This window comes from Calothrix sp. NIES-2098, assembly GCF_963875125.1.
Lineage (GTDB): Bacteria > Cyanobacteriota > Cyanobacteriia > Cyanobacteriales > Nostocaceae > Aulosira.
In genome coordinates, this window is sequence record NZ_CAWNKJ010000001.1 from 744,739 (window position 1) to 767,247 (window position 22,509).

20 protein-coding genes, 1 tRNA gene and 1 CRISPR repeat array are annotated in these 22,509 nt (G+C 41.3%); of the genes, 14 read left to right on the forward strand and 7 right to left on the reverse strand.

Annotated elements, in window-relative coordinates; genetic code table 11:
* The first annotated feature begins 146 nt into the window (after positions 1-146).
* Positions 147-1,501: a CRISPR direct-repeat array (repeat unit 36 nt; unit sequence GTTACGCTTACACTTCCCCCGCAAGGGGATGGAAAC).
* Between the two features lie 244 nt (positions 1,502-1,745).
* The 5 genes from AACU33_RS03110 to trmFO all read left to right on the forward strand — a co-directional run bounded on the left by AACU33_RS03110 (position 1,746) and on the right by trmFO (position 4,558).
* Positions 1,746-1,877, forward strand: coding sequence for a hypothetical protein (locus tag AACU33_RS03110; RefSeq protein WP_339375724.1), 132 nt, complete (start codon positions 1,746-1,748; stop codon positions 1,875-1,877).
* A gap of 33 nt (positions 1,878-1,910) precedes the next feature.
* Complete coding sequence (locus AACU33_RS03115; protein WP_339375725.1) at positions 1,911-2,105, forward strand: type II toxin-antitoxin system RelE/ParE family toxin; 195 nt, start codon at positions 1,911-1,913, stop codon at positions 2,103-2,105.
* On the forward strand, positions 2,102-2,413 hold the full coding sequence (locus AACU33_RS03120; RefSeq protein ID WP_096586998.1) for an XRE family transcriptional regulator: 312 nt from the start codon (positions 2,102-2,104) through the stop codon (positions 2,411-2,413). The genes AACU33_RS03115 and AACU33_RS03120 overlap by 4 nt, the downstream gene beginning before the upstream one ends.
* Before the next feature lie 266 nt (positions 2,414-2,679).
* Positions 2,680-2,916: a hypothetical protein gene (locus AACU33_RS03125; RefSeq protein WP_096586999.1), complete on the forward strand. Its 237-nt coding sequence runs from the start codon at positions 2,680-2,682 to the stop codon at positions 2,914-2,916.
* 325 nt (positions 2,917-3,241) lie between these two features.
* Complete coding sequence (trmFO, locus tag AACU33_RS03130; protein ID WP_096587000.1) at positions 3,242-4,558, forward strand: FADH(2)-oxidizing methylenetetrahydrofolate--tRNA-(uracil(54)-C(5))-methyltransferase TrmFO; 1,317 nt, start codon at positions 3,242-3,244, stop codon at positions 4,556-4,558.
* Here the strand turns inward: trmFO and AACU33_RS03135 are convergent.
* On the reverse strand, positions 4,553-4,867 hold the full coding sequence (locus AACU33_RS03135) for a hypothetical protein (protein ID WP_096587001.1): 315 nt from the start codon (positions 4,865-4,867) through the stop codon (positions 4,553-4,555). The genes trmFO and AACU33_RS03135 overlap by 6 nt on opposite strands.
* 200 nt (positions 4,868-5,067) lie before the next feature.
* Here AACU33_RS03135 and AACU33_RS03140 point away from each other — a divergent pair, with 200 nt between their 5' ends.
* From AACU33_RS03140 to AACU33_RS03155, 4 genes are all read left to right on the forward strand, one after another.
* Positions 5,068-6,267: a peptidoglycan DD-metalloendopeptidase family protein gene (locus tag AACU33_RS03140; protein WP_096595107.1), complete on the forward strand. Its 1,200-nt coding sequence runs from the start codon at positions 5,068-5,070 to the stop codon at positions 6,265-6,267.
* Positions 6,268-6,423: 156 nt separating this feature from the next.
* A tRNA-Arg gene (locus tag AACU33_RS03145) sits at positions 6,424-6,496 on the forward strand.
* 194 nt (positions 6,497-6,690) lie between these two features.
* Entirely contained in the window at positions 6,691-6,918 is a 228-nt protein-coding gene (locus AACU33_RS03150) for a type II toxin-antitoxin system HicA family toxin (protein ID WP_096587002.1), read from the forward strand.
* Positions 6,911-7,129, forward strand: a complete 219-nt coding sequence (locus tag AACU33_RS03155; protein WP_017653080.1) for a type II toxin-antitoxin system HicB family antitoxin — start codon at positions 6,911-6,913, stop codon at positions 7,127-7,129. The genes AACU33_RS03150 and AACU33_RS03155 overlap by 8 nt, the downstream gene beginning before the upstream one ends.
* Positions 7,130-7,556: 427 nt before the next feature.
* Here the strand turns inward: AACU33_RS03155 and AACU33_RS03160 are convergent, their stop codons facing one another.
* The 3 genes from AACU33_RS03160 to AACU33_RS03170 all read right to left on the reverse strand — a co-directional run bounded on the left by AACU33_RS03160 (position 7,557) and on the right by AACU33_RS03170 (position 10,564).
* Positions 7,557-8,357 carry an RMD1 family protein gene (locus AACU33_RS03160; RefSeq protein ID WP_096587003.1) on the reverse strand — a complete coding sequence of 267 codons (801 nt, stop codon included), beginning with the start codon at positions 8,355-8,357 and terminating at the stop codon, positions 7,557-7,559.
* Between the two features lie 129 nt (positions 8,358-8,486).
* On the reverse strand, positions 8,487-9,071 hold the full coding sequence (locus AACU33_RS03165; RefSeq protein WP_096587004.1) for a DUF3455 domain-containing protein: 585 nt from the start codon (positions 9,069-9,071) through the stop codon (positions 8,487-8,489).
* A 140-nt stretch (positions 9,072-9,211) separates the two neighbouring features.
* Positions 9,212-10,564, reverse strand: a complete 1,353-nt coding sequence (locus tag AACU33_RS03170; RefSeq protein ID WP_096595108.1) for a hypothetical protein — start codon at positions 10,562-10,564, stop codon at positions 9,212-9,214.
* Positions 10,565-10,788: 224 nt separating this feature from the next.
* On the opposite strand from AACU33_RS03170, the gene AACU33_RS03175 reads away from it, so the two are divergent.
* The 3 genes from AACU33_RS03175 (at position 10,789) to AACU33_RS03185 (ending at position 15,750) form a co-directional block, all read left to right on the forward strand.
* Positions 10,789-11,580 carry an FAD binding domain-containing protein gene (locus AACU33_RS03175; RefSeq protein WP_096587005.1) on the forward strand — a complete coding sequence of 264 codons (792 nt, stop codon included), beginning with the start codon at positions 10,789-10,791 and terminating at the stop codon, positions 11,578-11,580.
* A 1-nt stretch (position 11,581) separates the two neighbouring features.
* Complete coding sequence (locus tag AACU33_RS03180) at positions 11,582-14,281, forward strand: molybdopterin-dependent oxidoreductase (RefSeq protein ID WP_096587006.1); 2,700 nt, start codon at positions 11,582-11,584, stop codon at positions 14,279-14,281.
* A 353-nt stretch (positions 14,282-14,634) separates the two neighbouring features.
* The gene (locus tag AACU33_RS03185; RefSeq protein WP_096587007.1) at positions 14,635-15,750 is read left to right on the forward strand and encodes a hypothetical protein; all 1,116 of its coding nucleotides are present in this window, start codon (positions 14,635-14,637) and stop codon (positions 15,748-15,750) included.
* A gap of 179 nt (positions 15,751-15,929) precedes the next feature.
* Here AACU33_RS03185 and AACU33_RS03190 read toward each other — a convergent pair whose 3' ends face one another.
* On the reverse strand, positions 15,930-16,424 hold the full coding sequence (locus tag AACU33_RS03190; protein WP_096587008.1) for an ureidoglycolate lyase: 495 nt from the start codon (positions 16,422-16,424) through the stop codon (positions 15,930-15,932).
* Between the two features lie 12 nt (positions 16,425-16,436).
* Positions 16,437-16,877, reverse strand: a complete 441-nt coding sequence (locus AACU33_RS03195; RefSeq protein ID WP_096587009.1) for a DoxX family protein — start codon at positions 16,875-16,877, stop codon at positions 16,437-16,439.
* 157 nt (positions 16,878-17,034) lie between these two features.
* On the opposite strand from AACU33_RS03195, the gene AACU33_RS03200 reads away from it, so the two are divergent.
* Both AACU33_RS03200 and AACU33_RS03205 read left to right on the forward strand, forming a co-directional pair.
* Complete coding sequence (locus AACU33_RS03200; protein WP_096587010.1) at positions 17,035-18,090, forward strand: BMP family protein; 1,056 nt, start codon at positions 17,035-17,037, stop codon at positions 18,088-18,090.
* A gap of 73 nt (positions 18,091-18,163) precedes the next feature.
* Positions 18,164-19,645, forward strand: coding sequence for an ABC transporter ATP-binding protein (locus AACU33_RS03205; protein WP_096587011.1), 1,482 nt, complete (start codon positions 18,164-18,166; stop codon positions 19,643-19,645).
* Between the two features lie 48 nt (positions 19,646-19,693).
* Here the strand turns inward: AACU33_RS03205 and AACU33_RS03210 are convergent, their stop codons facing one another.
* Positions 19,694-22,162 (reverse strand): ATP-dependent Clp protease ATP-binding subunit, encoded by a 2,469-nt coding sequence (locus AACU33_RS03210; RefSeq protein WP_096587012.1) that lies wholly within the window; start codon positions 22,160-22,162, stop codon positions 19,694-19,696.
* Positions 22,163-22,509: the final 347 nt, after the last annotated feature.

The following is a 22,509-nucleotide window of genomic DNA, read 5'->3' on the forward strand; positions in this document are numbered from 1 at the left end:
TTCTTTCGTTTAATCGGCCGTTGCTTTATCCTGTAAGGCTTTTAGAGATTTTTGCTTTCTATTTTTATGACTGGAAAGAGACAAAATTCGTATCCGTCGCAAACCGCCTCTAGAATCTATGCAGGCTAAGGCTTCCAAATCGAGGGGTTACGCTTACACTTCCCCCGCAAGGGGATGGAAACAAGGTTTTTGCCCTATCGGTCGCGCGTCGCTCCGTTACGCTTACACTTCCCCCGCAAGGGGATGGAAACACTTGTCAAATGTCCATTCCTGAACTTCATCAGAAAAAGGTTACGCTTACACTTCCCCCGCAAGGGGATGGAAACCAAATCTCGCGTTGGCGGGTACGATCACACTAATATGGGTTACGCTTACACTTCCCCCGCAAGGGGATGGAAACCTACTGCTGAAGCGATTGGAGCTAATGCACTAAAAGGTTACGCTTACACTTCCCCCGCAAGGGGATGGAAACTGTATTGAATGCCCATTGCCAGTTGACCGATATATTAACGCCAGTTACGCTTACACTTCCCCCGCAAGGGGATGGAAACTTACTTGCTACTTTGTTTTAGATATGACTCATAATCGTTACGCTTACACTTCCCCCGCAAGGGGATGGAAACATAGAAGAGTAGTATGCTTCCAATTGATTACGATAGCTAGTTACGCTTACACTTCCCCCGCAAGGGGATGGAAACTTTTCTGTAAAAGAACAAACTAAAGATAAAGGTTACGCTTACACTTCCCCCGCAAGGGGATGGAAACTAGGACAAGCGTTAGATGATCTTAATAAGGCAGCTAAAGGGTTACGCTTACACTTCCCCCGCAAGGGGATGGAAACGTTTAAAGGTGAGGCTTGTTCTCAGGCATTTTGGGAGTTACGCTTACACTTCCCCCGCAAGGGGATGGAAACTTATTTCCTGAATCAAAACTTGATTACCTTTGTATGTTACGCTTACACTTCCCCCGCAAGGGGATGGAAACGCTCAGGATGGGAGCGTAGCTAACCACTTAGCCCAGTTACGCTTACACTTACCCCGCAAGGGGATGGAAACTTCATCAGTAGGTGCAGATGCACTATTAATCCAAAGTAGTTACGCTTACACTTCCCCCGCAAGGGGATGGAAACTTCACAATACTGCTACGTTTAAAACCATCGTTACCTTGTTACGCTTACACTTCCCCCGCAAGGGGATGGAAACATTAATTGAGAACACTGGTATTGATTCGATGCTAACTGTTACGCTTACACTTCCCCCGTAAGGGGATGGAAACAATATTTTCTCTATCACTCTAGAGTTGAATCGGATACCAGAGTTACGCTTACACTTCCCCCGCAAGGGGATGGAAACGTTTGAAAGTTAAAACTTCCTGTTGGATGTTGTTCAAAACGTTACGCTTACACTTCCCCCGTAAGGGGATGGAAACTCCGCTGGCTAATCCATTTCACCCAAGGGGTCAAGAAGTTACGCTTACACTTTCCCCGCAAGGGGATGGAAACGCCTCACGGAAAGTGACGCAGCCTAAGTTATCCATCGGATATCTAACTTATTCCCCGCGAGGGGATGAATGAGGCTATGAGTTACACGGCTATAAATTATTTAATAATCTCTTTCAGCAACAAAAATAAATCAGCAAATAATCTCATATTTAGTTAAACTACGTCTTTTAGGAGAATTAGAAGGGCATTAACAATTCAATCAGCAAACAGCACGCTGTATTGAATCAACAGAAAATGAAACAGTATGGCATACGAAGTAGAATATACAGACGAGTTCGAGCAGTGGTGGCTAACACTTGATGCAAAAACGCAAGTCTCGATTGATGCAGCTGTCACCTTACTTACAGAAAAGGGGCCTAACCTTCCCTTTCCTTAAAGTTCTGGTGTAAAAGGTTCTCGTTACCAACATATGCGAGAACTTCGAGTACAACATCAAGGAAACCCATATCGCATTTTGTATGCTTTTGATCCTCGTAGAGTTGCGATACTCCTTTTAGGAGGTAACAAAGTGGGTAACGATCGCTGGTATGAGGAAAATGTACCAAAAGCAGATCAGCTCTATGATGAATTATTAAAAGAGCTTCAAGATGAAGGATTAATATGAAAACAAAGCCTTTTAGCGAATTGCGAAAAAGAATGACACCAGAGCAAAGGGCGGAGAGCGATACTCGTGCTAAACTTGCGCTACTTCATATTACCTTGATGGAACTACAAGAATCATTGGGGCTTTCACAAGATGATTTAGAAAAAGACCTCAATGCTATTAGTTCTAGTATGTCTGAATTGGAAAATCAAGAAGATATTCAAGTTGCAACGCTCTCTCGTTATATTAAGGCTCTTGGCGGTACCCTAAAACTAGTAGCGCAATTCCCTGATGAGGAGAAGGAAATTGTTCTGGCTCAATTTGAGTAAACCTAATGAGCATTACTAATACTAGCTACAGCTTGGCTTTTTCAACTAGTCAAGCTAATTTTTATACAAAAATAGCTCACTAACTACGGTTGAGTTAAGCATAAGTCTTCCATCTCTCTTCCCCGCAAGGGGATGAATGAGACTAATGTGAGTACAAGCTAATACTGTTTACCCAGATTAGACGATATATACAATGGGGAATAACTGTCTTGATAATAGGCAGAGAGTAGACGGCAGAAGGGATAATAGCAATTGCACTTGCCGAAATGGCAATTGAGTACTCCGAAACGGCAAATGTAGTATGCGGAATAGCAATTGTAGTGTCAAAAATGGCAATTGAGTACTCCGAAACAGCAATTGACGACTCCAAAATAGCAATTGTAGTGTGCGGAATAGCAAATGTAGTGTCTAAAACGGCAAATGTAGTATACGAAATAGCAACTGAGTACTCGAAAATGGCAATTGTGGCTCCCGAAATAGTAATTGCTGCTGCAATCCATTAAAAAGGCATCATTCCTTGTGCTTTCTAGCTTCAAAATCAGGAAAAGATAAAAATTTACCTCATATTTTCGTAAAATTTATTACCTAATTTTCTAGCTAAAAAATCTATTCTGCGGTCAAATTTAACTCTGGGAAAGTCAGTAATTGAATGCGATCGCAATCTCTAATATTATTCTTGCGCGATCGCATAGAAAAAGTCATTGCTATTTAAGCAAGCGCTCTCACTTGAGTAGTGGCAGTTATCTGATTGAGTGAGGACGATATGATGAATATACATAAATTCCCAGCAAATTATCTTTAACTGAACCAGGAATTCATCATTTAACTATGACTCAACAACCGATACACGTGATTGGAGGTGGACTAGCTGGAACAGAAGCAGCTTGGCAAATAGCGCAGGCTGGAGTACCGGTGATTTTGCATGAAATGCGTCCAAATCGCTTTAGTCCTGCCCATCACACAGAACATCTGGCAGAATTAGTATGTAGTAATTCCTTTGGTGCAATGGCGAGCGATCGCGCTACGGGATTATTACACGAAGAACTCAGACAGCTTAATTCTATTATTATTGCCAAAGCCGACGAACACGCAGTTCCGGCTGGTGGAGCCTTAGCTGTAGATAGAGGACAATTTAGCCAAGAGTTAACAGAAACTCTATCTCATCATCCTTTAATTGAATTCCGTCGCGGTGAAGTACCCGCAATTCCTGAAGGTATAGTAGTTTTGGCAACTGGCCCCTTAACCAGTCCCGACTTAGCCGAAGATATCCGCCGCTTAACAGGAATGGAATACCTCAGCTTTTTTGATGCTGCTAGTCCCATCGTTGTGGGAGAATCGATTAACCGCGATATTGCTTTTATGGCTTCTCGCTATGACAAAGGCGAAGCTGCTTATCTCAACTGTCCCATGAATAAGGAGCAATACCTGCACTTCTGGGAAGAACTTAAGAAAGCCGAACAAACAGAATTAAAGGATTTTGAACGAGAAACAGCAAAATTCTTTGAAGCTTGTCTACCCATTGAAGAACAAGCACTGCGGGGAGAAGATACGATGCGCTATGGCCCCCTGAAGCCAGTAGGATTATCTGATAGCCGTACCGGGGAACGTCCTTATGCAGTTGTGCAGTTGCGCCAAGAAGACAAAGCCGGTCAACTGTGGAACATGGTAGGATTTCAAACTAATTTGCGTTGGGGCGAGCAAAAGCGAGTATTTAGGTTAATTCCTGGTTTAGAAAATGCAGAATTTGTGCGGTTGGGAGTGATGCACCGCAACACTTTTATCAATGCTCCCCAACTGATGCATCCCACTCTGCAATTTAAACAGCGTCCTAACTTATTGGCTGCTGGACAATTGATTGGAACTGAAGGCTACACCGCAGCAGCCGCGGGTGGTTGCTTGGCGGGAATTAATGCTGCACGGCTAGCTTTGGGGAAAGAAGCTTTAACTCTACCACCTACAACCATGATGGGAGCGTTGTTTGAGTTTATCAGTTCCGCTTCGCCCAAACACTTTCAGCCAATGCCGCCTAACTTTGGTATTTTCCCCGAATTGGGTGTGAAAATCAAAAATAAACAAGAGCGTTATGGACGTTACCGCGATCGCTCTTTGGCTGATTTGGCAAATTGGAAAGCGAATCAGTTATGACTTATCTGATTTGCTCTTGTGTTGCTCTGGGATAGTCGCTAACCCATGTATACCAAGTCCTGTAATTACTCCTCCGATTAATCCCCAAGTCCCGTCAGCAAATACATTAATCCGATGAGCTAAAGTCCGATGATAGGCATAATCTAACTGTCTATCATTTACTTTTTCATCTTTTGCTAGCTTTTCGATGTAATTCTCAGCTTTTCCCAGCGCATCGTAATCCAAAATAAACCAATAAAGCGATATACCCACTACTGCTAAACCAGGAATAACTAAAGTAATTAAAAGAATTGCTTTGCGTATATTCATATAACTAGTAACTCGTAATTCTACTTATTAACTACAAATTATGAATTAACAATTACGAATTATCGTGACATTGCTGGGATGTATATGTTAAAACGTGGCTGACAAACTTGATACATAGCGCATTTGAGTAGGTGAGCCTGATTTTGCAACTAATCCTCATGGTGTTTGGTTGGAACGATCGCTTTTGGCAATCTCACACCATGAGAGCGCCATTTTTTGCAAAGCAGAGATTTGGTTGGTGGAATTTAGTAATTAGCTGGTTTCTATGTATAATTTTTTTGCTAATTATCCCAGCATTACCAGTACAAGCAGCTACTACTCCATCAATTGATACTCTCAAGCAGCAGCAGCAACAAGTTAAGCAGCAGCGTCAGAGTGTAGTTAAAGAACGCGATCGCTTAAATAATCTGCAAAATGCAGCGCAAAATCGCCTCACAGGAATCAAGCAAAATCTTAAAACTACTGATAGCCACATTCAACATAGTGAATTGCAATTGAAACTAGCTGCTGAACGCCTGCAAAAGTTAGAGGCTGATTTAGCAGTGGCGGAACGTTCCTATGAAGAACGTCAAGTAGCAACTGTTGCAAGGTTGCGCTTCCTTCAGCGATCGCCTACAAGTCAAGGATGGGGAGTTTTGCTGCAAAGCGAAAATATCAGCGATTTTATTAGCCGCCGTCATCAGCTAAAGTTAGTTTACCAAGCAGACCAGCAAATTTTAGTCAAACTCAATCAACAAGCAAACTCGATTGTTCAGCAGAAAACCGCAGTAGAACAGCAAAAAAACGAAGTTGCTTTGATTCGCGAGCAATTACTAGCGCAAAAAGCTGATTATCAGGCTCAAGCACAGTTGCAATCAGAAGTGATTCAACGCTTAAATAGCGATCGCTTGGCTTTAGAAGCCGCACAAAATCAGCTAGAGCAAGATTCTAAAAATCTAGAAGCCTTAATTCAACAAAAAATAGCAGAGGCGCAAGCGAAAACCAACAGCAGCAGTAAAAATATCATCATTCGCGGCACGGGAATGTTGGCGTTACCCAGCGATGCACCTACCAGCAGTCCTTTCGGTTGGCGGGTACACCCGATTCTTGGTTATCGCCGCTTTCATGCCGGACTCGATTTTGCCGCTAGTTATGGTAGTACAATTCGGGCAGCAGATTCGGGAACAGTAATTTTTGCTGGCTGGTACGGCGGTTATGGTAAAGCTGTAATTATCGATCACGGCAGCGGTATTACTACACTTTACGGTCATACCAGCGAATTATACGTTTCTGAAGGGCAAGGAGTACAACGCGGACAAGCGATCGCGGCTGTCGGTTCCACGGGTTTATCTACCGGGCCTCACCTGCATTTTGAAGTGCGACGTGATGGTACACCTATAGACCCCGCTAATTATCTTTAATTGGGAGTGTGGGGAGTGTGGGGAGAGGAGAAGCAGAGGAGCAGTGAGCAGGGGGAGAAGAAATCACTATTGCCTATTAATACTTGACCCTTGACCCTTGACCTTTGACTTTGGACTCTTGACCAATGACAAATGTGTTATAATGTAAAAGATTGAGGGCGCGTGGCTCAGTGGATAGAGCAACAGATTCCGGTTCTGTGGGTCGGGGGTTCAAATCCCTCCGCGCTCGTTTTTTGTACATTAACTAATTATTTGTCCGCGGTGACAGAAGGTATTATTCATACTTTCTAAAGATTGGGGTGAGCTTTGATATTTTCAGCCTTTAACGCCTGCGATCGCTTTGGCTATATCAATGTCAAATTCAATAGTAGCGCGATCGCACATTCCAGTTAATATGCTGTGGTTGATAGTCAATCTAAAATAATGCCTAAGAAAATTAGGGAGTTAAAACAATGGTTACGCCAAGTAGGTTTTACGGAACTCTCAGGGAAAGGAAGCCACACTAACTGGATACATCCCTTATATGCTGGAAAGCTAACAGTTTCAGGTAAAGATAGCTCGGACGCTAAACCCTACCAAGAAAAGGAAGTACAACAAGCTATAAAAGAGGTAGAGGAGAAACAACAGCAGGAGAAGCAGGAAGATGAGTAAATTTAAGTATCAAATGTTGATTCAATGGTCTGTTGAAGACAACTGCTTCTTAGTTGGATTTCCTGATTTTCCCGGACAGCGTTGGCGCACTCATGGCGATACTTATGAGGAGGCTGTGGCGAACGGTATTGAAGCGTTAGAATCTTTAATTATGGCTTACGAAGCCACAAATGAACCGCTTCCACAGCCAACAGTTTATCAAGTTGCGTAATAGAGCTTGTTACTATACGTGTCAAAATTGGTGATGCGTAGACACGCAGTGGCTTGTCGTCAGACATCGCTCTTACTGTATTAGCGTACAGAGATGGGTAGTGCGTTCCCCAAAGGGGTTGCCACAGGCATCGCGTATTAAAGATGTGTCAGAATTAGTGATGCTTTAGAAACCCAGTACCGCCATACCTTAGAAAACCTGGGTAAAGAAAAAAGAACCGGACATATCGAAGATTTGGGAGGAGTCACAATCCCCTTCCAATTGATCCCTTCTGCCCTCTGTCTCCTGCCTTCTTGAAAAGAGTAACTACTAAAAACTGGAGGTTATTTTCTCTCGCCTCAAACTCAACAGGGGTAACTAGTTGACTTGCTTTCGCCTCTATTTTCATCGATCGCAAGAGAATTTATTTGAGCGTAGGAGTCATCAATTAGCCTTTAAAAATGATGTCGTACAGTGACAATAAAATCTCCACCACAATTAGAATCACCACATACCACTCTACTCGTTGGCTACTGCTATGCTGCATAAACTCCAGTACTGTTTGTGCTGTTTGGGAAATTAGCTCTAATTTGCGTTCTAGAGCATTGTGACGCTCGCGGATTTCGTATTCATCCTCTAAGCGCAGATATAAGGTTTCTAGTTGTGGTGATTCCCAAAGCAACTCTGGCTTATCGATAATCTCTACTCGACCGACAATTTTATGTTGAACTAACAGAGTAGTCCCAAGTTGAGACAGTAATTCCCGACTCTTACGTTTACTTCTGTGTTCGCTTTGGAGACTAGCTGCAAACGGTTCAATTTGATCGAATACAGTCGCTAGGCTAGTTTCATAATGAGACAGCACAGCACTCTTAGCGAGAATATCAGCTACTATCTGCAAGCGTTCAATACTAAATTCATGCAGAAAAATTTTTCCTTCTTTGACTCGCTCACTTTCTGCCATATTTAGATGAACTTCCACTTCTTCCATCTCTGGGTTGGCAAAAGATCCGCTAACTTGAGAGGATATTTCGGTCAAGAAGGCTGCTTTCTCCACAGGTTCAAGGTTAAACAGGACAACGGCACCATAGCCTAGCAGCACTGCACAGCCTTGTTCGCCGACTTTAACCATTAGTGGCATAGTTGCCAAGCAAACGTAATTCTCTAATGTCTGTAGGTTAATCTTCTTACCAAGGAATAGGGCCTGCGCTTTAAAGCTATCTCTATGATTAAAAAGAAGTTTTTGCATTGCCGCCCTAAGCTGTAGTTTGCCTATTGAACTGTGGAAGTAGCGATCGCAACTAATGCATCCGATCTGAGATCGCTACAACTTCAGCTTACCAACAAACCTATCTAGCACTACTTCAGTATCAAACTATTATGGATTCGTCTGTCTGTTAACGCTCTTGTTACTAGGAACGCCCCAAAAATAGTAATCCGCTTGATAACTAACTTTAACTTCGCGGTTGGCGTGGGCGCGATCGCAACCTTGATTTGGGGCTTTACCGCCAACAGTATGCAAGCGCTGTATCCAATTGACTTGACTAAAGATACCATTACCTTGATGCGATCGCCCTTGTAACAGCAACCAGGGAATTGTGCTGGTTTGTGGTGCATCAGCTTTAGCTTTTACTTGACCGATGACTTTACTACCATCATTCGATTCCCAGGTAGGGCCAGCATAATGTTTCCCTAGCGATTGTCCTTGCTCGTTAAACAATACTGCATCTGGAGCCTTCAGCGTCCACTCGAAAGCATCAAGATTCTCTGGTTTAAGTTTGCAAACATATATTTGTGAACCTTTAGCCGATGCTTTGAACAGAAGGCTTTGGTCTGTCGGAACTTGCAGGGTTTTCGGCACATCTGTAGCAGTGCTAGATGTAGTTTGGGCGTGCGTATTACCAGCACTCAACCCCAAGAGTACAAGCAAGAGACTGATATTCAGGAAATAAGTTTTGTTCATAAAAATTTTCCTTCAATATGACCTCATCGTTTCTGGATTCTAGAATCTGAAAAAGCGAGAAACATCTGAAGAACGTCTTAAAATTACTCTAACGAAATAGAGAAATTACCTACGACTTTCGTTGAGTAATTAGTCAATATTTAATATATTTTAGTAGCCTTTATCCTTTGTAAAAATTGTGCTACTTCTTTGCGAGGTTCCCGATTGAGTTTCAACTCAATGAGAGTAGTTGTAAACGGCCAGAAAAGCTTGACTTTGGACTCGCGCAGTAAGTATGAGATATCCAGTTGTGCATCCCATTCGCCGGAATTTTTGATTCCCAAGTAGTCGATTAACTGCGAACCAGATGATGCTATCACGCGCATCACTAAATTGGGTAAAGTCGTTGGTAGCAATAAATTTTGTGGATTGAGAATACCGTTCAGGTTGACGTAGAAACAGCGGAGGCTTTTATCGCCGCTATATGTATGGACGTTGATACCAAAATTCTCAAGTCCTTGGAATTCCTCATTACCTTGGGTGAATATCTGAATATAGTAATCGGGAATGGGATCGTCGCGTTCGTCCACTGCCCGCACGATAAACTGTTGCCAAGGATTAATATCCTTCGGTGTGAGGCGATCGCTATTTTTGTAGTACCAATCCTGAATGTTCTGTTCTGGGGAAAATTCCAGCGCTTCACAGACCGCATCCACAAGTTCATTGCTAGGATTGCTCATAATTGTGTTGTGATTTAACCCTTTCACTAGTACTGTGGGCGCGATACCATCATTGCTTGAGCCATCAAAATCGATTCGCTGACCCTGTTCTGGCTGCTTCGTCAGGTCAAGTACTATTTTGCGAGTATTTAAAGCACATCCCGCCCAGCGCACAGTACCATCAGTACCAGGATCGCTGATAAATTTAGCTATTCCGCTATATGGGTTTGTACCGCAGAAAGTAAAGACATAAGGCGTGTCAGTTTTCGTTCCATAGAATACTTCGCTACTTAATAAGTCTTTATGCGCCAAATCCCAAGTGAACCTGCTTCCTAATTCCAAACCATCAAGCACGCGATCGCCTGCTTCTAAAAAGTCGGGGCCGAATTCTTTATTTCCCTTGAACATTGCGCCCAGCCAACTGCGTCCTTTATGGGCTAAAGGCGAACCGAAAGTTGCAGGTGCTAGTCCAATTAAGTGTTTGAGTCGATTGCGCCGCTTACTGGAGTAGGTAGTCAACCAAGAACGAATTACTAGCATTCCAGTTGAATGAACGATCGCATCAAATTCTTCATCGGGCGCTAAACCACCATCTATAGATAATGCGCGATCAAAGCCTTCAGCGATATCTTTAATTGTTACTTCGTTAGTTAGCGTTACATAACTACAAATATGGATAGTCGAAACATCATAGCCACGTGCTTCTAGCCTCTGTTCCCACACTTTAAAAGATTCGCCGGATGCAGAGTAGCCATGTATCAGGACGATTGGATTTCTTTTGGAATCGCTAACCATACTTAAATATGCCGCAGCAACTATACGCAAACGCACATTATCTCAGGTTTAATTTGCAACCTGACTTTAACTTTGAAAAACTTAGGATACCCTTTTTTTCTAATAAACTTGTGTTATCGTAATTGGCAAGCGAAGTACAGCTTTGTATTTATAGCTTTTTTTAAACGCAAAGTAACGCTGAGTTTTTCTTGATAAATCTTTAAATTATTTAATTGGGTAAATCAATGGATTTGCCAAATATTCAAACTTATTTACGTCCTGATGACTTGGAAAATATCGCTAACTGGGGTAAAGATTGGGCTTGGTTAGCGGGTGGAACGTGGCTATTTTCAGAACCACAACCACAGCTAAAAGTGCTAGTAGATATACAGCATTTAGGATGGTCAGAAATTGAGGTTAAAGAAGATTATTTAATTATTGGGGCAATGTGTCCGTTAATTAAATTATTAGAATATTCTTGGTTGGCTGAATGGAAGGCAATAGAGGGTTTAAAAAGTGCTATTTCTGCACTTGCAGCGTCATTAAAAGTAATTAATGTGGCAACTGTTGGCGGAAATATTTGTCTAGCTTTATCGGTAGGAACTTTAGCTCCTCTAATGGTAGCTTTGGATGCAAGTTATGAGATTTGGAATTTGCGGGGAGAGTCACATCAAGTTGCAGCTAAAGATTTTCAAATTGGTTTTCGCCAGACAATTTTACAGTCAGGGGAAATTCTCAGGCGGGTTTTAATTCCCTTGTCTAATTTAAAATGGCAAGTCAATTATCAACGTTTGAGTATAGCAGCCACAGACCCAGCTTTGGCAATTGTCGTCACTGCTAAAAATGATCAACAAATACGTTGTGTAATTGCGGCGAGTGTTGCTGCACCCCGATTATTTGAATTTAAAAATATAGATTTTTTAAAAAGAGAATATCTTACCCTTTTAGAGAGAGAAAATTTTATTGAAGATTTTAGAGGAAGTGCAAAATATCGTCAGGAAATGACAGCAATATTAATCGGGCGAACGCTACAATAATATGCTAGAAACTTTAAAATTTCATGTTAATAATCAACCTTATACAGAAACTTGTCACCCAGGAACTAGCCTCTTAACTTTATTACGTCAATTAGGCTATTTTGGCGTACATCGTGTTTGCGATTCTGGTGATTGTGGTGCTTGTACTGTTTGGGTAAATGACACACCAATTCATAGTTGTATTTACCCAGCAATGCGAATTGCGAATAAATCAGTAACTACAATTGAAGGACTTTCTCAAAATGGAGAACTTGCAGAAATCCAGCAAGCATTTTTGACTGCACAAGGTTTTCAATGTGGTTTTTGTACTCCTGGTGCAATTATGAGTGCGGCTAAGTTATCAGAGTTATCAGAAGATGAATTACGTTTAGCTTTAAAAGGAAATCTTTGTCGTTGTACAGGTTATCAGGCGATTGTTGAAAGTATTTTGGAATATTATCAACCGCCGATAAACGAGGCAGTGCGTTGGGCGGGTTTCCCGACTTGTAGCAACTGCCGTGCCGATGAACGCAGATTTTCTATCGGCGTTTATCAGCGTGCATCGGCGGTTCCAAATTCTTTCGAGTCTGTGGGAAAAAGCATTCCCAAACAAGATGGGACAGCCATTGTTACGGGGAAAGCATCATACACAGCAGATATTTCTCTACCTGGATTACTTCATCTTAAAGTACTGCGATCGCCTTATGCTCATGCTCGTATCCGCAACATTGATACCGCCAAAGCCAAAGCACTCCCTGGTGTCGTGGCGATTTTTACCCACGCAGATGTTCCCAGAATACCCTACACCACCGCCGGTCATTCTGAACCTGTGCCCGATCCCCTAGATCGTTACTTATTAGATAATAAAGTAAGATTTGTAGGCGATCGCGTGGCGGCTGTCGTTGCTGAATCACCCAGTATTGCCGAACAAGCTTGTGAATTAATTGCCGTCGATTACGAAATCTTACCGCATATTCTCGACCCCGAACAAGCGATGAACGATTGTGGTATTGTGATTCACGATGAACCAGAATCAACCCAAATACCTGATAGAAATCGCAACATTTCTGGCAAAATATTTCTCGAATCTGGTGATGTAGAACAGGGATTTCAAGAAGCAGATGTAATTGTCGAAAATACCTATAATTTACCAGCAGTTCAACACGTCCATTTAGAACCTCATGTAACTATTAGTTGGCTAGAAGCTGATGGTACTTTAGTTGTTCGTTCCAGTACCCAAGTACCATTTCATTGTCAAAGATTACTCTCGCAAATATTCAACTTACCTAAAGATAAAATCCGAGTTTATAAAGCACAACTTGGTGGTGGTTTTGGGAATAAACAAGAGATTTTATCAGAAGATTTGTGTGTTTTAGCAACCTTACGCACAGGTAAACCCATACAGTGGGAATTTACTAGAAAAGAAGAATTTACCGCCACAAATAGTCGCCATGCGATGAAAATTCAAATCAAAACTGGCGTAAAAGCCGATGGTACAATTGTTGCCCAAGATATGAAAGTAATTGGCAACACAGGTGCCTATGGCAATCACGGACAGACAGTGGTATTTTTATCAGGATATATACCTTTAGGTTTATATCGTTGTCCTAATAAAAGATTTCAAGGTTACGCCGTTTATACAAATACAATGCCTGCGGGTGCATTTCGCGGTTATGGTGCAACTCAAGGCACTTTTATAATGGAAAGCCAAATCGATGAAATTGCTCAAAAATTAAATATTGACCCCGTAGAGATGCGTTGTAAAAACTTAATTCGTGCGGGAGATGTAATTAATTTAGGTAACGCCGATAGCCACTTTAACTTAATTGGGAGTTACGCCGTTCAAGAATGCTGGGAAAAAGTTATCCAGTCTCTAAATTATGTTCCCAATACACCACCAATTATCGAAGGTTCGCGCCGCCGTGGTATCGGGTTTGCCGTTTCTATGCAAGGAAGTGGTTTATGTAAAATCCACGTTGCTAGCGTTAAATTATCCTTATTACCCAATGGTAAATATGAATTAAGAACAGGTAGCGTAGATGTAGGAACAGGTTCAGATACAACACTACGACAAATAGCAGCAGAAGTTTTAAATGTTAGCGTTACCGATATTAATATCATTTCTGGCGATACCCAAGAAACGCCTTTTGATGCAGGTTCTTATGCTTCGGCAACAGTTTATATTTCTGGGCAAGCTGTTAAACTAGTAGCCGAAAAATTACTTTCCACAAATCAAACCAGCGTCGAAGTTACCTATACAGCAGATGAATCAACATTAACCTTTGCCGTGCAAGGTGTAGAAATAGAAGTTGATACAGAAACAGGCAAAGTTCAAGTTTTACGATGCGTGCAAGCCATTGATTTAGGTAAAGCAATAAACCCACGAATGTGCCACGGACAAGCAACAGGTGGAATTGCAATGGGAATTGGCTATGCTTTAACCGAAGAATTATTATTTGACGAACAAGGACAAATTGTTAACCCCACATTGCGTCAATATCGCATTCCCACCGCCGCAGATATGCCACCAATGGAAGTAATTTTAGTCGAAGCCGCCGATCCTTACGGGCCCTTCGGTGCCAAAGGTGTAGGCGAAATTACCACCAATTGTACAGCCCCAGCCATCGCCAATGCGATCGCCCACGCCACAGGATGCAGAATTCGCCAACTCCCCATGACACCAGAAAGAATTTGGCAACATCTCAAAAACCTTAACAGCTAACCTCTATGTTCTCTGCGGTTCTTTATGTTTTTTTAAATAAAATCTGATCGCATTTAAAAAATCTCGGCTAAGAAACCTTCGTTAGATCTGTGGGCAGTTATCTAGAATTTTACCCACAAATTTGTAAAGTGGTATTTGAGAATTTTGTTATGCTTACATATATTCATACCTGAGAAGTATACTAGGCAACTGTCTAATTTCAGGTATCAACAAATGAGAGCATGAATTTGTTACATCTATAGTAATCAAAATAATATCTGTCTCAGTCAAGCATTTTCTTGCATATACTGTTTAATCTCTAATAAAATCAGAGACAAATACACAACTTAGTCGGTTGAAAGTTGGATATAATTATGGAAAGATTTATTGGTTTTTATACATCATTACCCTTTTGGGCAGGAGCAAAAGTTGACATTGATAGTTTTTGCAAGTATATAAATTCATCTCAAAGAGAGGAGATAGAACAATATATTTCGTCTCTGCTATCTAAAGAAGAGTTTGTTTACTATCACGATGGCTATACATTAAAAATTTGTAAAGATGGGATGATTCTTTTAAGAATTCCAGCAATATCTAATCAGATTGATAGTATATATGCAGAAGTAGATCGTAATTCTTTGTCATCTAGTGAAAACTATATAAGGTTTATAAAAGAAGTTTTTGTTGAATGGTCTAAATATATACATTATTTAAATTGTATTTATCTTTTATTGGATTCTTGCCTTTTAAAAACCGGAATTAAATATTTTGAAATTTCAGAAATTTCTAGTAAAGATATTTTTGGGATAGCTTTTGATAATGGTGAAGAGTTAGGTATGAAAATCTCACCATCTGCAATAGTATTTCAAGCTGTACGGAGATTTCCACTATTATGTAATTGTACTAATATTTTTTTTAGATTTCAAAGAAAAGAATTACCAGAATCTGTTTTTAATCTTTTAAATTCAAACTTTTCTACAGTTTACAGTAACCAAAAAATTGTTAAGGTTTTGGCTGAAGTAACTAAAAGTTTAAGTGAATATAAAATTGCTAATTATCCCACTTCACTTGTTCTATCTTGGTTTATTATAGAATCTTTTGTCTCTAACTTGTGCAGTAATTTCCTTGAATCTAAAAATCAAAATGTCACTTATATTAACGATGAAGGCATTGAAATTAATTGTAAAAGAATAAATTCTGAAAGGAAAGCTTTTCTAATCGGCAGAGATTATACAATAAGTACTATTTTAAATATTCTTGAAATTTCTGGCTTGATAGAATTCAATACATTTAAAAAAATTGATAAAATTAGACAGATGAGAAATAAAATAGTTCATGCTGATCCAAAATCTCCTAATAACTATGATGAGAAGTTACGGAAAAATTGCCAAGATGCTTTTGAGATAATTACACATTTTATTGAAAAAGAGGTAGGAATAGTTTTAGCTATTAATTTAGATAGCCCCGTTAATGATTTATGGGTTCCTTAGAAAAACCATTAAAATGCGTGTTCAATAATTATTAAATATTTAAGAAAGCAACTTATGAAAAGTCAGTATTAATAATATTAACTTTTTGCAAAAAAGCCTGACTGTATACTAGATGCGCTACACCATAGCAAAAATTTATCATAGCTAGTTGCCAATTCTATAACTATAAAATCATCTATCTAGATCATTTCAAACTCCAAATTTTGACTCTTAAGAAAATCATGAGTGAAATGATCCACCACATTCGTATCACTCAATTCTAAATTATAAAAATCCACAAACTCATGCTCAAAATAAGGGCCTGCGTGCCAAGTACCCTCATTTAATTTAATGAAACAATTCCCTGGAATGCGGAAAGCTGCAATCTCCTCTAACACTGGTTCATTCAATTCATTATGCGGCGGACAAACCGCAATTAACCAATCTTTCCCTTCTAAAGAACCTAAACATTGAGTACATTGCACGTGGCGAGTAATTTTATGAAACTTTCGCCCTCTTTTTTGCAGACGCATAATATAAAAGCGTGGCGTGCCATTTTGCAGATTTAATTGAGCATCTTCGCCATCAAAAGCCTTACCATCTGCACTCGGAAAAATCACCTGTCCGTAACGCCGAAAGTTTTCTGATGTTACTAATTCTGCTTGTAATTGTTGTACTGTTTGTGATGTACTCATAATATTATCAAACTACCAGTCTAACTCTTTAGGAATCAACGACTTAGGAATTATTGAAGCTTGTTTTTCTTTATCTGAAGGTTTGGTATACCACCAAGCCCAAGCAATAAAAACTGCTTGGAAGGGAAGCCTAATTGCTTGCAACCAAGGCGAATCTGAATAGGGTATAGTTTCAATCTTAATATGATTAACCGCCATATTAATATTCGCAGGGAAAACTGCAATAAATAACAAAATTAATCCCCAAGCAGCAGCTTGACTCACAGGCGGAACTAATAAGCCTATACCACCCAAAATTTCATAAAAGCCACTGAGATACACTAATCCTAAAGCATATGGCAGTTGCGGAGGCATAATTTTGACGTATGGTTGTGGCACAACAAAGTGTGTTATTCCCACAATAATGATCGATACCGCTAGGATGACGCGCCAAAGTTCCTTATTCTTATACATTGGTTGCACTTGATTCTTGATTTACTCATATTTCTTCAGTTTTGTTGATTTATCTAATTTTGTCTTCAGTCAACAGTGAGAAAAATTGAAAAACTGCTTCCCAAATATCTCCCACGACTTTAGAGTGTTGAAATAGCTATCTATCTAAAGGCAATGTATGACAAACAACTTGAGTCGGCGTCAATTTATCTGGTTTGGTTCAGCAGCATTGGGTACTTTAGTTTTAAAAGCTTGTAGCAATAACCCAAGCACACCGACAGAGACAACAACGGGCGGTACTGAAGGGTTTAAAATAGCGATCGCTCTCCCTGGAATCATCACCGATAAAGCCTGGAATCAATCTGGATATGAGGGAGTCAACCTAGCCAAACAAAAGCTAGGTGCAGAAACCGCCTATGTAGAAAAAGTAGCACAAGCCGATCAAACAGAGGTACTCACAGATTTTGCTCGTAAAGGCTACAATCTCATCTTTGCGCATGGCGGGCAATTTGATGCCGCAATTGAACAAGTCGCCTCACAATTCCCCAACACATTTTTTGTGGGTGTAAATGGTAATCTCAAGGGAGAAAATATTGCCTCTTTACGAATAGATCATCTTCAAGCTAGTTATTTATGTGGCATAATCGGCGCTTCTGTGACTAAATCTAATAAATTAGCTTATATTGCAGGCGAGAAGTTTCCCGCCACAGAAGGCGAACTTCGGGGATTTGAATTAGGTGCAAAATCTGTTAAACCAAACATTCAAATTACTTCTACATTTACAGGTGACTGGAATGATGTAGCTAAAGCCAAAGAAGCGACTCTTGCTTTAATTTCTTCTGGTGCTGATGTCATCTATCAATGGTTAGATAATGCCTCAGCCGCAGTCTTACAAACAGCCAGTGAAAAAGGAGTATACGCTTTTGGCAATACTAACGATCAATTAGATGTTGCACCAAAAGCTGTTTTAACCAGTGCCGTTAAACGCTTGGATTTAGCCATAGCTTATATAGCAGAACTCGCGAAACAAAAACAAATTAAAGGACAAATATATACAATTGGACTTGAAAGACCAGATATCTTATTTTTAGGGAAATTTGGTGGAGTTGTACCAGAAGCAGTTAAGCAAAAGGCATTAAAGACAAAGCAAGAGATTGTTGATAAGACAATAATTTTTGAAGACTGTAAAGAGGCAGGTAAAGATACACGCTGCATCAAAAAAGCTACAGCATAGATTTAGTATAGGTACTAAAAAAGTTTCGTAGTGAGGGCAAAAATCCTGACTGCGAGTTAAAAATTTTATTCCCATGAACTATTTACGCTTAGAAAATATTACTAAACGCTTTGGTTCTTTTGTTGCCAATGACGATATCAGCCTCAATGTTGAATCGGGTAGTATTCATGCCATCCTAGGCGAGAATGGTGCAGGTAAGAGTACTTTAATGAATATTATTAGTGGGCTTTATCAACCTGATGCTGGGCAAATTTACCTCCAAGAAGAACCAATAAAAATTACCTCGTCCCATGAGGCAATTAAACTAGGTATTGGCATGATTCACCAACATTTCATGCTTGTACCTCAATTGACTGTCACTGAAAATATTATATTAGGAACGGAGAAAACTTGGCGACTGAATCTACAACAAAAACAACAAGAAATCGCCGCATTATCTCAAGCATACGGATTAGAAATTAACCCCACTGCCAAAGTTGAAAATTTACCTGTGGGAATACAACAACGGGTAGAAATTCTCAAAGTTCTTTATCGCCAAGCAAAATTGTTGATTCTCGATGAACCAACAGCAGTTTTGACGCCGCCACAAGTACAATCATTAATTGTTATCTTGCGCCAACTAGCAGCCGCAGGAAACACAATTATTTTTATCAGTCATAAATTAGAAGAGGTAATCAATCTCTGCGATACGGTAACAGTTTTGCGTCAAGGAAAGGTAGTAGCAACAACATCAACTCAAGCAGCCACACCTCAGCAGTTAGCAGGATTGATGGTAGGGCGAGAGGTAGCTTTACAGTTAAATAAAAGCCCCACATCGCAAAGAGAAATCATCCTTTCAGTGCAGAATTTACAAGTTGCTGATGATAGAGGTATTCCTGCTGTAAATAATGTATCTTTTGAACTGCGGGCGGGAGAAATTTTAGGAGTTGCTGGTGTAGATGGTAATGGACAGCGAGAATTAGCTGATACATTAGCAGGTTTACAAACTATCAAACAAGGTAATATTGAGTTTACACATTACCCTTGCATCGTGGGCTACATCCCAGAAGATAGGCAAACAATGGGATTGGTGTTGCAATTTAGCATTGCCCAAAACTTGATTTTAAAAGCTTTTAAATATCTGCCCTTTTGTCGCCGTTTTTTGTTACAAAAAGAAGCGGTCGCACATCATGCGCAAGATGCAATGCAAGAGTTTGATATCCGCGCCACAGGTAAAGATATCAAGGTAAGCCAGCTTTCGGGGGGAAATCAACAAAAGGTGGTGTTAGCGCGAGAACTAGCGCGGGAACCAGCTTTAATTATCGCTATGCAACCCACACGCGGCTTAGATGTGGGAGCGACAACCGCCGTGCATTCGCGATTATTAAGAGAACGCGATCGCGGTGCAGCAATTTTGTATATTTCTACTGAGTTAGAAGAAGTGATGGCAATGAGCGATCGCATTGCTGTCATCTACAGAGGTGAATTTGTGGCAATTTTGGATGCAGCTACAGCGACAGTAGAAGAAATTGGTTTGTTGATGGCTGGGGGAAATATTCCCAACAAAAAACGGTAGAGCAATTAATACTCTACCGTTTGCATTTTTAATCGGAAATTTTAAATCTTACTCAGCGCCTTGAGATAATAATTCCCGACGCTGTTGCGAACTAACTTGCACATTGCCGTTTTCATCGACATCAACAAGGGCTGTATCGCCATCTTTGATACGACCAGAGAGAATCTCTTCGGCCAAGCTATCTTCTAACAAGCGCATAATTGCCCGGCGTAACGGTCTTGCACCGTAGCTGGGGCTGTAACCTTCTTGAATGAGGCGGTCTTTGAAGCGATCGGTAACTTCTAAGGTGATGCCTTTTTCGGTTAGGCGACCAAAGACTTCTTTGAGCATGATTTCGGCAATTTGGGTAACTTCTGCCTTGCTCAACTGACGGAAGACGATAATTTCATCTAGACGGTTGAGGAACTCTGGACGGAAGTATTGCTTCAATTCTTCGTTCACCAAGGAGCGAATGCGGTTGTACTGAGATTCGCTGACATCATCAGCAAACTCGAAGCCGATACCGCCGCCGCCTTTTTCAATTACCTTAGAACCGATGTTAGATGTCAAAATCAGCAAGGTGTTCTTGAAGTCAACGGTGCGACCTTTAGCATCGGTTAAGCGACCGTCTTCTAAAATTTGCAGCAGCATGTTGAAGACATCGGGGTGAGCTTTTTCGATTTCATCGAATAGCACCACGGTGTAAGGACGACGCCTTACAGCTTCGGTTAGCTGACCGCCTTCGTTATAGCCAACATAACCTGGAGGCGAACCGATCAGTTTACTGACGGTGTGACGCTCCATATATTCCGACATATCCAGGCGGATCATTGCTTCTTCCGAACCGAAGAAGTAAGAAGCCAAGGATTTCGCCAACTCGGTTTTACCAACGCCGGTGGGGCCGGAGAAGACAAAGCTAGCGATGGGTCGATTGGGATTCTTCAAACCGACACGAGCGCGGCGAATTGCTCTAGAAACTGCCTTGACAGCATCTTCTTGTCCAATGAGACGCTGATGTAAGGTGTCTTCCATGTGCAACAGCTTCTCGGATTCGGATTCGGTGAGTTTGTTCACCGGAACGCCAGTCCAGGATGCGACGATGTGGGCAATGTCCTCTTCTGTAACTACGGGTTCTAGACCTTCGTTACCAGAGCCGTTGGTTTTGCTTTGAGCGATCGCGCGAATTTCGGCTTTGATTTCCATTTCGCGATCGCGCAATTCCCCTGCTCGGTCAAAGTCTTGGGAGCGAACTGCATCATCTTTTTCTTTTAAGATTTGGCGCAGTTCTTTATCTAACTCTTTGGCTGCTGGTGGTAGTTGGGAATTAATCAACCGCACTCTCGAACCTGCTTCATCGATCAAGTCGATAGCTTTATCTGGCAGGTAGCGATCGCTAATATAACGGTCAGATAATTTTGCCGCCGCCACCAAGGCTTCATCGGAGATTTTTAATTTGTGGTGTTGCTCGTAGCGATCGCGCAAACCATACAAAATCTCAATTGTTTCATCGACTGTCGGTTCGCCCACCATTACTGGTTGGAAACGACGCTCTAAGGCTGCATCTCGCTCGATGTGCTTGCGGTATTCATCCAGGGTTGTTGCACCAATACATTGCAGCTCGCCTCTTGCCAAAGCAGGCTTGAGGATATTTGCAGCGTCGATTGCGCCTTCGGCTGCACCTGCACCAATCAGGGTGTGGACTTCGTCAATTACGAGAATCACGTTACCCGCAGAGCGGATTTCATCCATGATTTTCTTCAGACGTTCTTCAAATTCACCCCGATACTTGGTTCCTGCTACGAGCAAGCCGATATCCAGTGTGACTACGCGCTTATCTTCCAGGATGTCTGGGACATCTTTGTTAGCAATCCGCGATGCTAGACCTTCAGCGATCGCTGTTTTACCAACCCCTGGTTCGCCAATCAGCACTGGGTTATTTTTTGTCCGGCGACCCAAAATCTGAATGACTCGCTCGATTTCCTTGGCGCGTCCCACCACTGGATCGAGCTTGTTGTCCGTTGCCATTTGGGTCAGGTTCGAGCCAAATTCATCCAAAGTTGGAGTTTTGGTGCGGCTGGATGAACCACCGGGGGATACTTCCGCCGTTTCGCCCAACATCCGAATGACTTGAGTTCTGACCTTAGATAGATCCACGCCGAGGTTTTCTAGCACCCTAGCTGCCACACCTTCCCCTTCCCGGATCAGGCCTAACAGGAGATGCTCGGTGCCAATGTAGTTATGGCCTAATTGGCGCGCTTCTTCTAAGGATAGTTCCAGAACCCGCTTTGCCCGTGGCGTAAAAGGAATTTCCACGGCCACAAAGCCCGAACCCCGGCCTATGATTTTTTCTACCTCAATTCGGGCATCTTTGAGATTGACGCCCATTGATTTCAGCACCTTGGCCGCAACTCCCGTCCCTTCACCAATCAGACCCAGGAGGATCTGTTCAGTGCCGACGAAATTGTGGCCTAAACGGCGGGCCTCTTCTTGGGCCAGCATGATTACCTTAATAGCTTTTTCTGTGAAGCGTTCAAACATGGCATTTTTCCCATCACCTGCGTCGTGCCGGTACGCTGATTTTAGCACAGGCTAGACATTTGGATATCTGTATAAAAAATACAAGAAATCCAAGCGTTTTCACCCAACCGATGGGGTAATTATTGAATATTTTTTACTTTTGTGTGGCTGTTATACTGAGGGGAGCGACATAACTAGCCTTTTTGGCGTCGATCGCACACAAAAAACTTTGAAATTCTGAATTTATCCAACCACTACCAAACAGATATATTTAGCATTTCTGTTTGATAAAGTCAAGAACATTATTAATTTTATATAAATTTTAAAAAAGAAATTTAAATTTCATAAAAAATACTCATAGAAACTAG

Excerpts from the sequence above, each read along its gene's own strand:
- AACU33_RS03110 (WP_339375724.1), top strand. The coding sequence starts at position 1,746 with ATGGCATACGAAGTAGAATATACAGACGAGTTCGAGCAGTGGTGGCTA.
- AACU33_RS03115 (WP_339375725.1), top strand. The coding sequence starts at position 1,911 with ATGCGAGAACTTCGAGTACAACATCAAGGAAACCCATATCGCATTTTG.
- AACU33_RS03120 (WP_096586998.1), top strand. The coding sequence starts at position 2,102 with ATGAAAACAAAGCCTTTTAGCGAATTGCGAAAAAGAATGACACCAGAG.
- AACU33_RS03125 (WP_096586999.1), top strand. The coding sequence starts at position 2,680 with ATGGCAATTGAGTACTCCGAAACGGCAAATGTAGTATGCGGAATAGCA.
- trmFO (WP_096587000.1), top strand. The coding sequence starts at position 3,242 with ATGACTCAACAACCGATACACGTGATTGGAGGTGGACTAGCTGGAACA.
- AACU33_RS03135 (WP_096587001.1), bottom strand. The coding sequence starts at position 4,867 with ATGAATATACGCAAAGCAATTCTTTTAATTACTTTAGTTATTCCTGGT.
- AACU33_RS03140 (WP_096595107.1), top strand. The coding sequence starts at position 5,068 with ATGAGAGCGCCATTTTTTGCAAAGCAGAGATTTGGTTGGTGGAATTTA.
- AACU33_RS03150 (WP_096587002.1), top strand. The coding sequence starts at position 6,691 with ATGCCTAAGAAAATTAGGGAGTTAAAACAATGGTTACGCCAAGTAGGT.
- AACU33_RS03155 (WP_017653080.1), top strand. The coding sequence starts at position 6,911 with ATGAGTAAATTTAAGTATCAAATGTTGATTCAATGGTCTGTTGAAGAC.
- AACU33_RS03160 (WP_096587003.1), bottom strand. The coding sequence starts at position 8,357 with ATGCAAAAACTTCTTTTTAATCATAGAGATAGCTTTAAAGCGCAGGCC.
- AACU33_RS03165 (WP_096587004.1), bottom strand. The coding sequence starts at position 9,071 with ATGAACAAAACTTATTTCCTGAATATCAGTCTCTTGCTTGTACTCTTG.
- AACU33_RS03170 (WP_096595108.1), bottom strand. The coding sequence starts at position 10,564 with ATGGTTAGCGATTCCAAAAGAAATCCAATCGTCCTGATACATGGCTAC.
- AACU33_RS03175 (WP_096587005.1), top strand. The coding sequence starts at position 10,789 with ATGGATTTGCCAAATATTCAAACTTATTTACGTCCTGATGACTTGGAA.
- AACU33_RS03180 (WP_096587006.1), top strand. The coding sequence starts at position 11,582 with ATGCTAGAAACTTTAAAATTTCATGTTAATAATCAACCTTATACAGAA.
- AACU33_RS03185 (WP_096587007.1), top strand. The coding sequence starts at position 14,635 with ATGGAAAGATTTATTGGTTTTTATACATCATTACCCTTTTGGGCAGGA.
- AACU33_RS03190 (WP_096587008.1), bottom strand. The coding sequence starts at position 16,424 with ATGAGTACATCACAAACAGTACAACAATTACAAGCAGAATTAGTAACA.
- AACU33_RS03195 (WP_096587009.1), bottom strand. The coding sequence starts at position 16,877 with ATGTATAAGAATAAGGAACTTTGGCGCGTCATCCTAGCGGTATCGATC.
- AACU33_RS03200 (WP_096587010.1), top strand. The coding sequence starts at position 17,035 with ATGACAAACAACTTGAGTCGGCGTCAATTTATCTGGTTTGGTTCAGCA.
- AACU33_RS03205 (WP_096587011.1), top strand. The coding sequence starts at position 18,164 with ATGAACTATTTACGCTTAGAAAATATTACTAAACGCTTTGGTTCTTTT.
- AACU33_RS03210 (WP_096587012.1), bottom strand. The coding sequence starts at position 22,162 with ATGTTTGAACGCTTCACAGAAAAAGCTATTAAGGTAATCATGCTGGCC.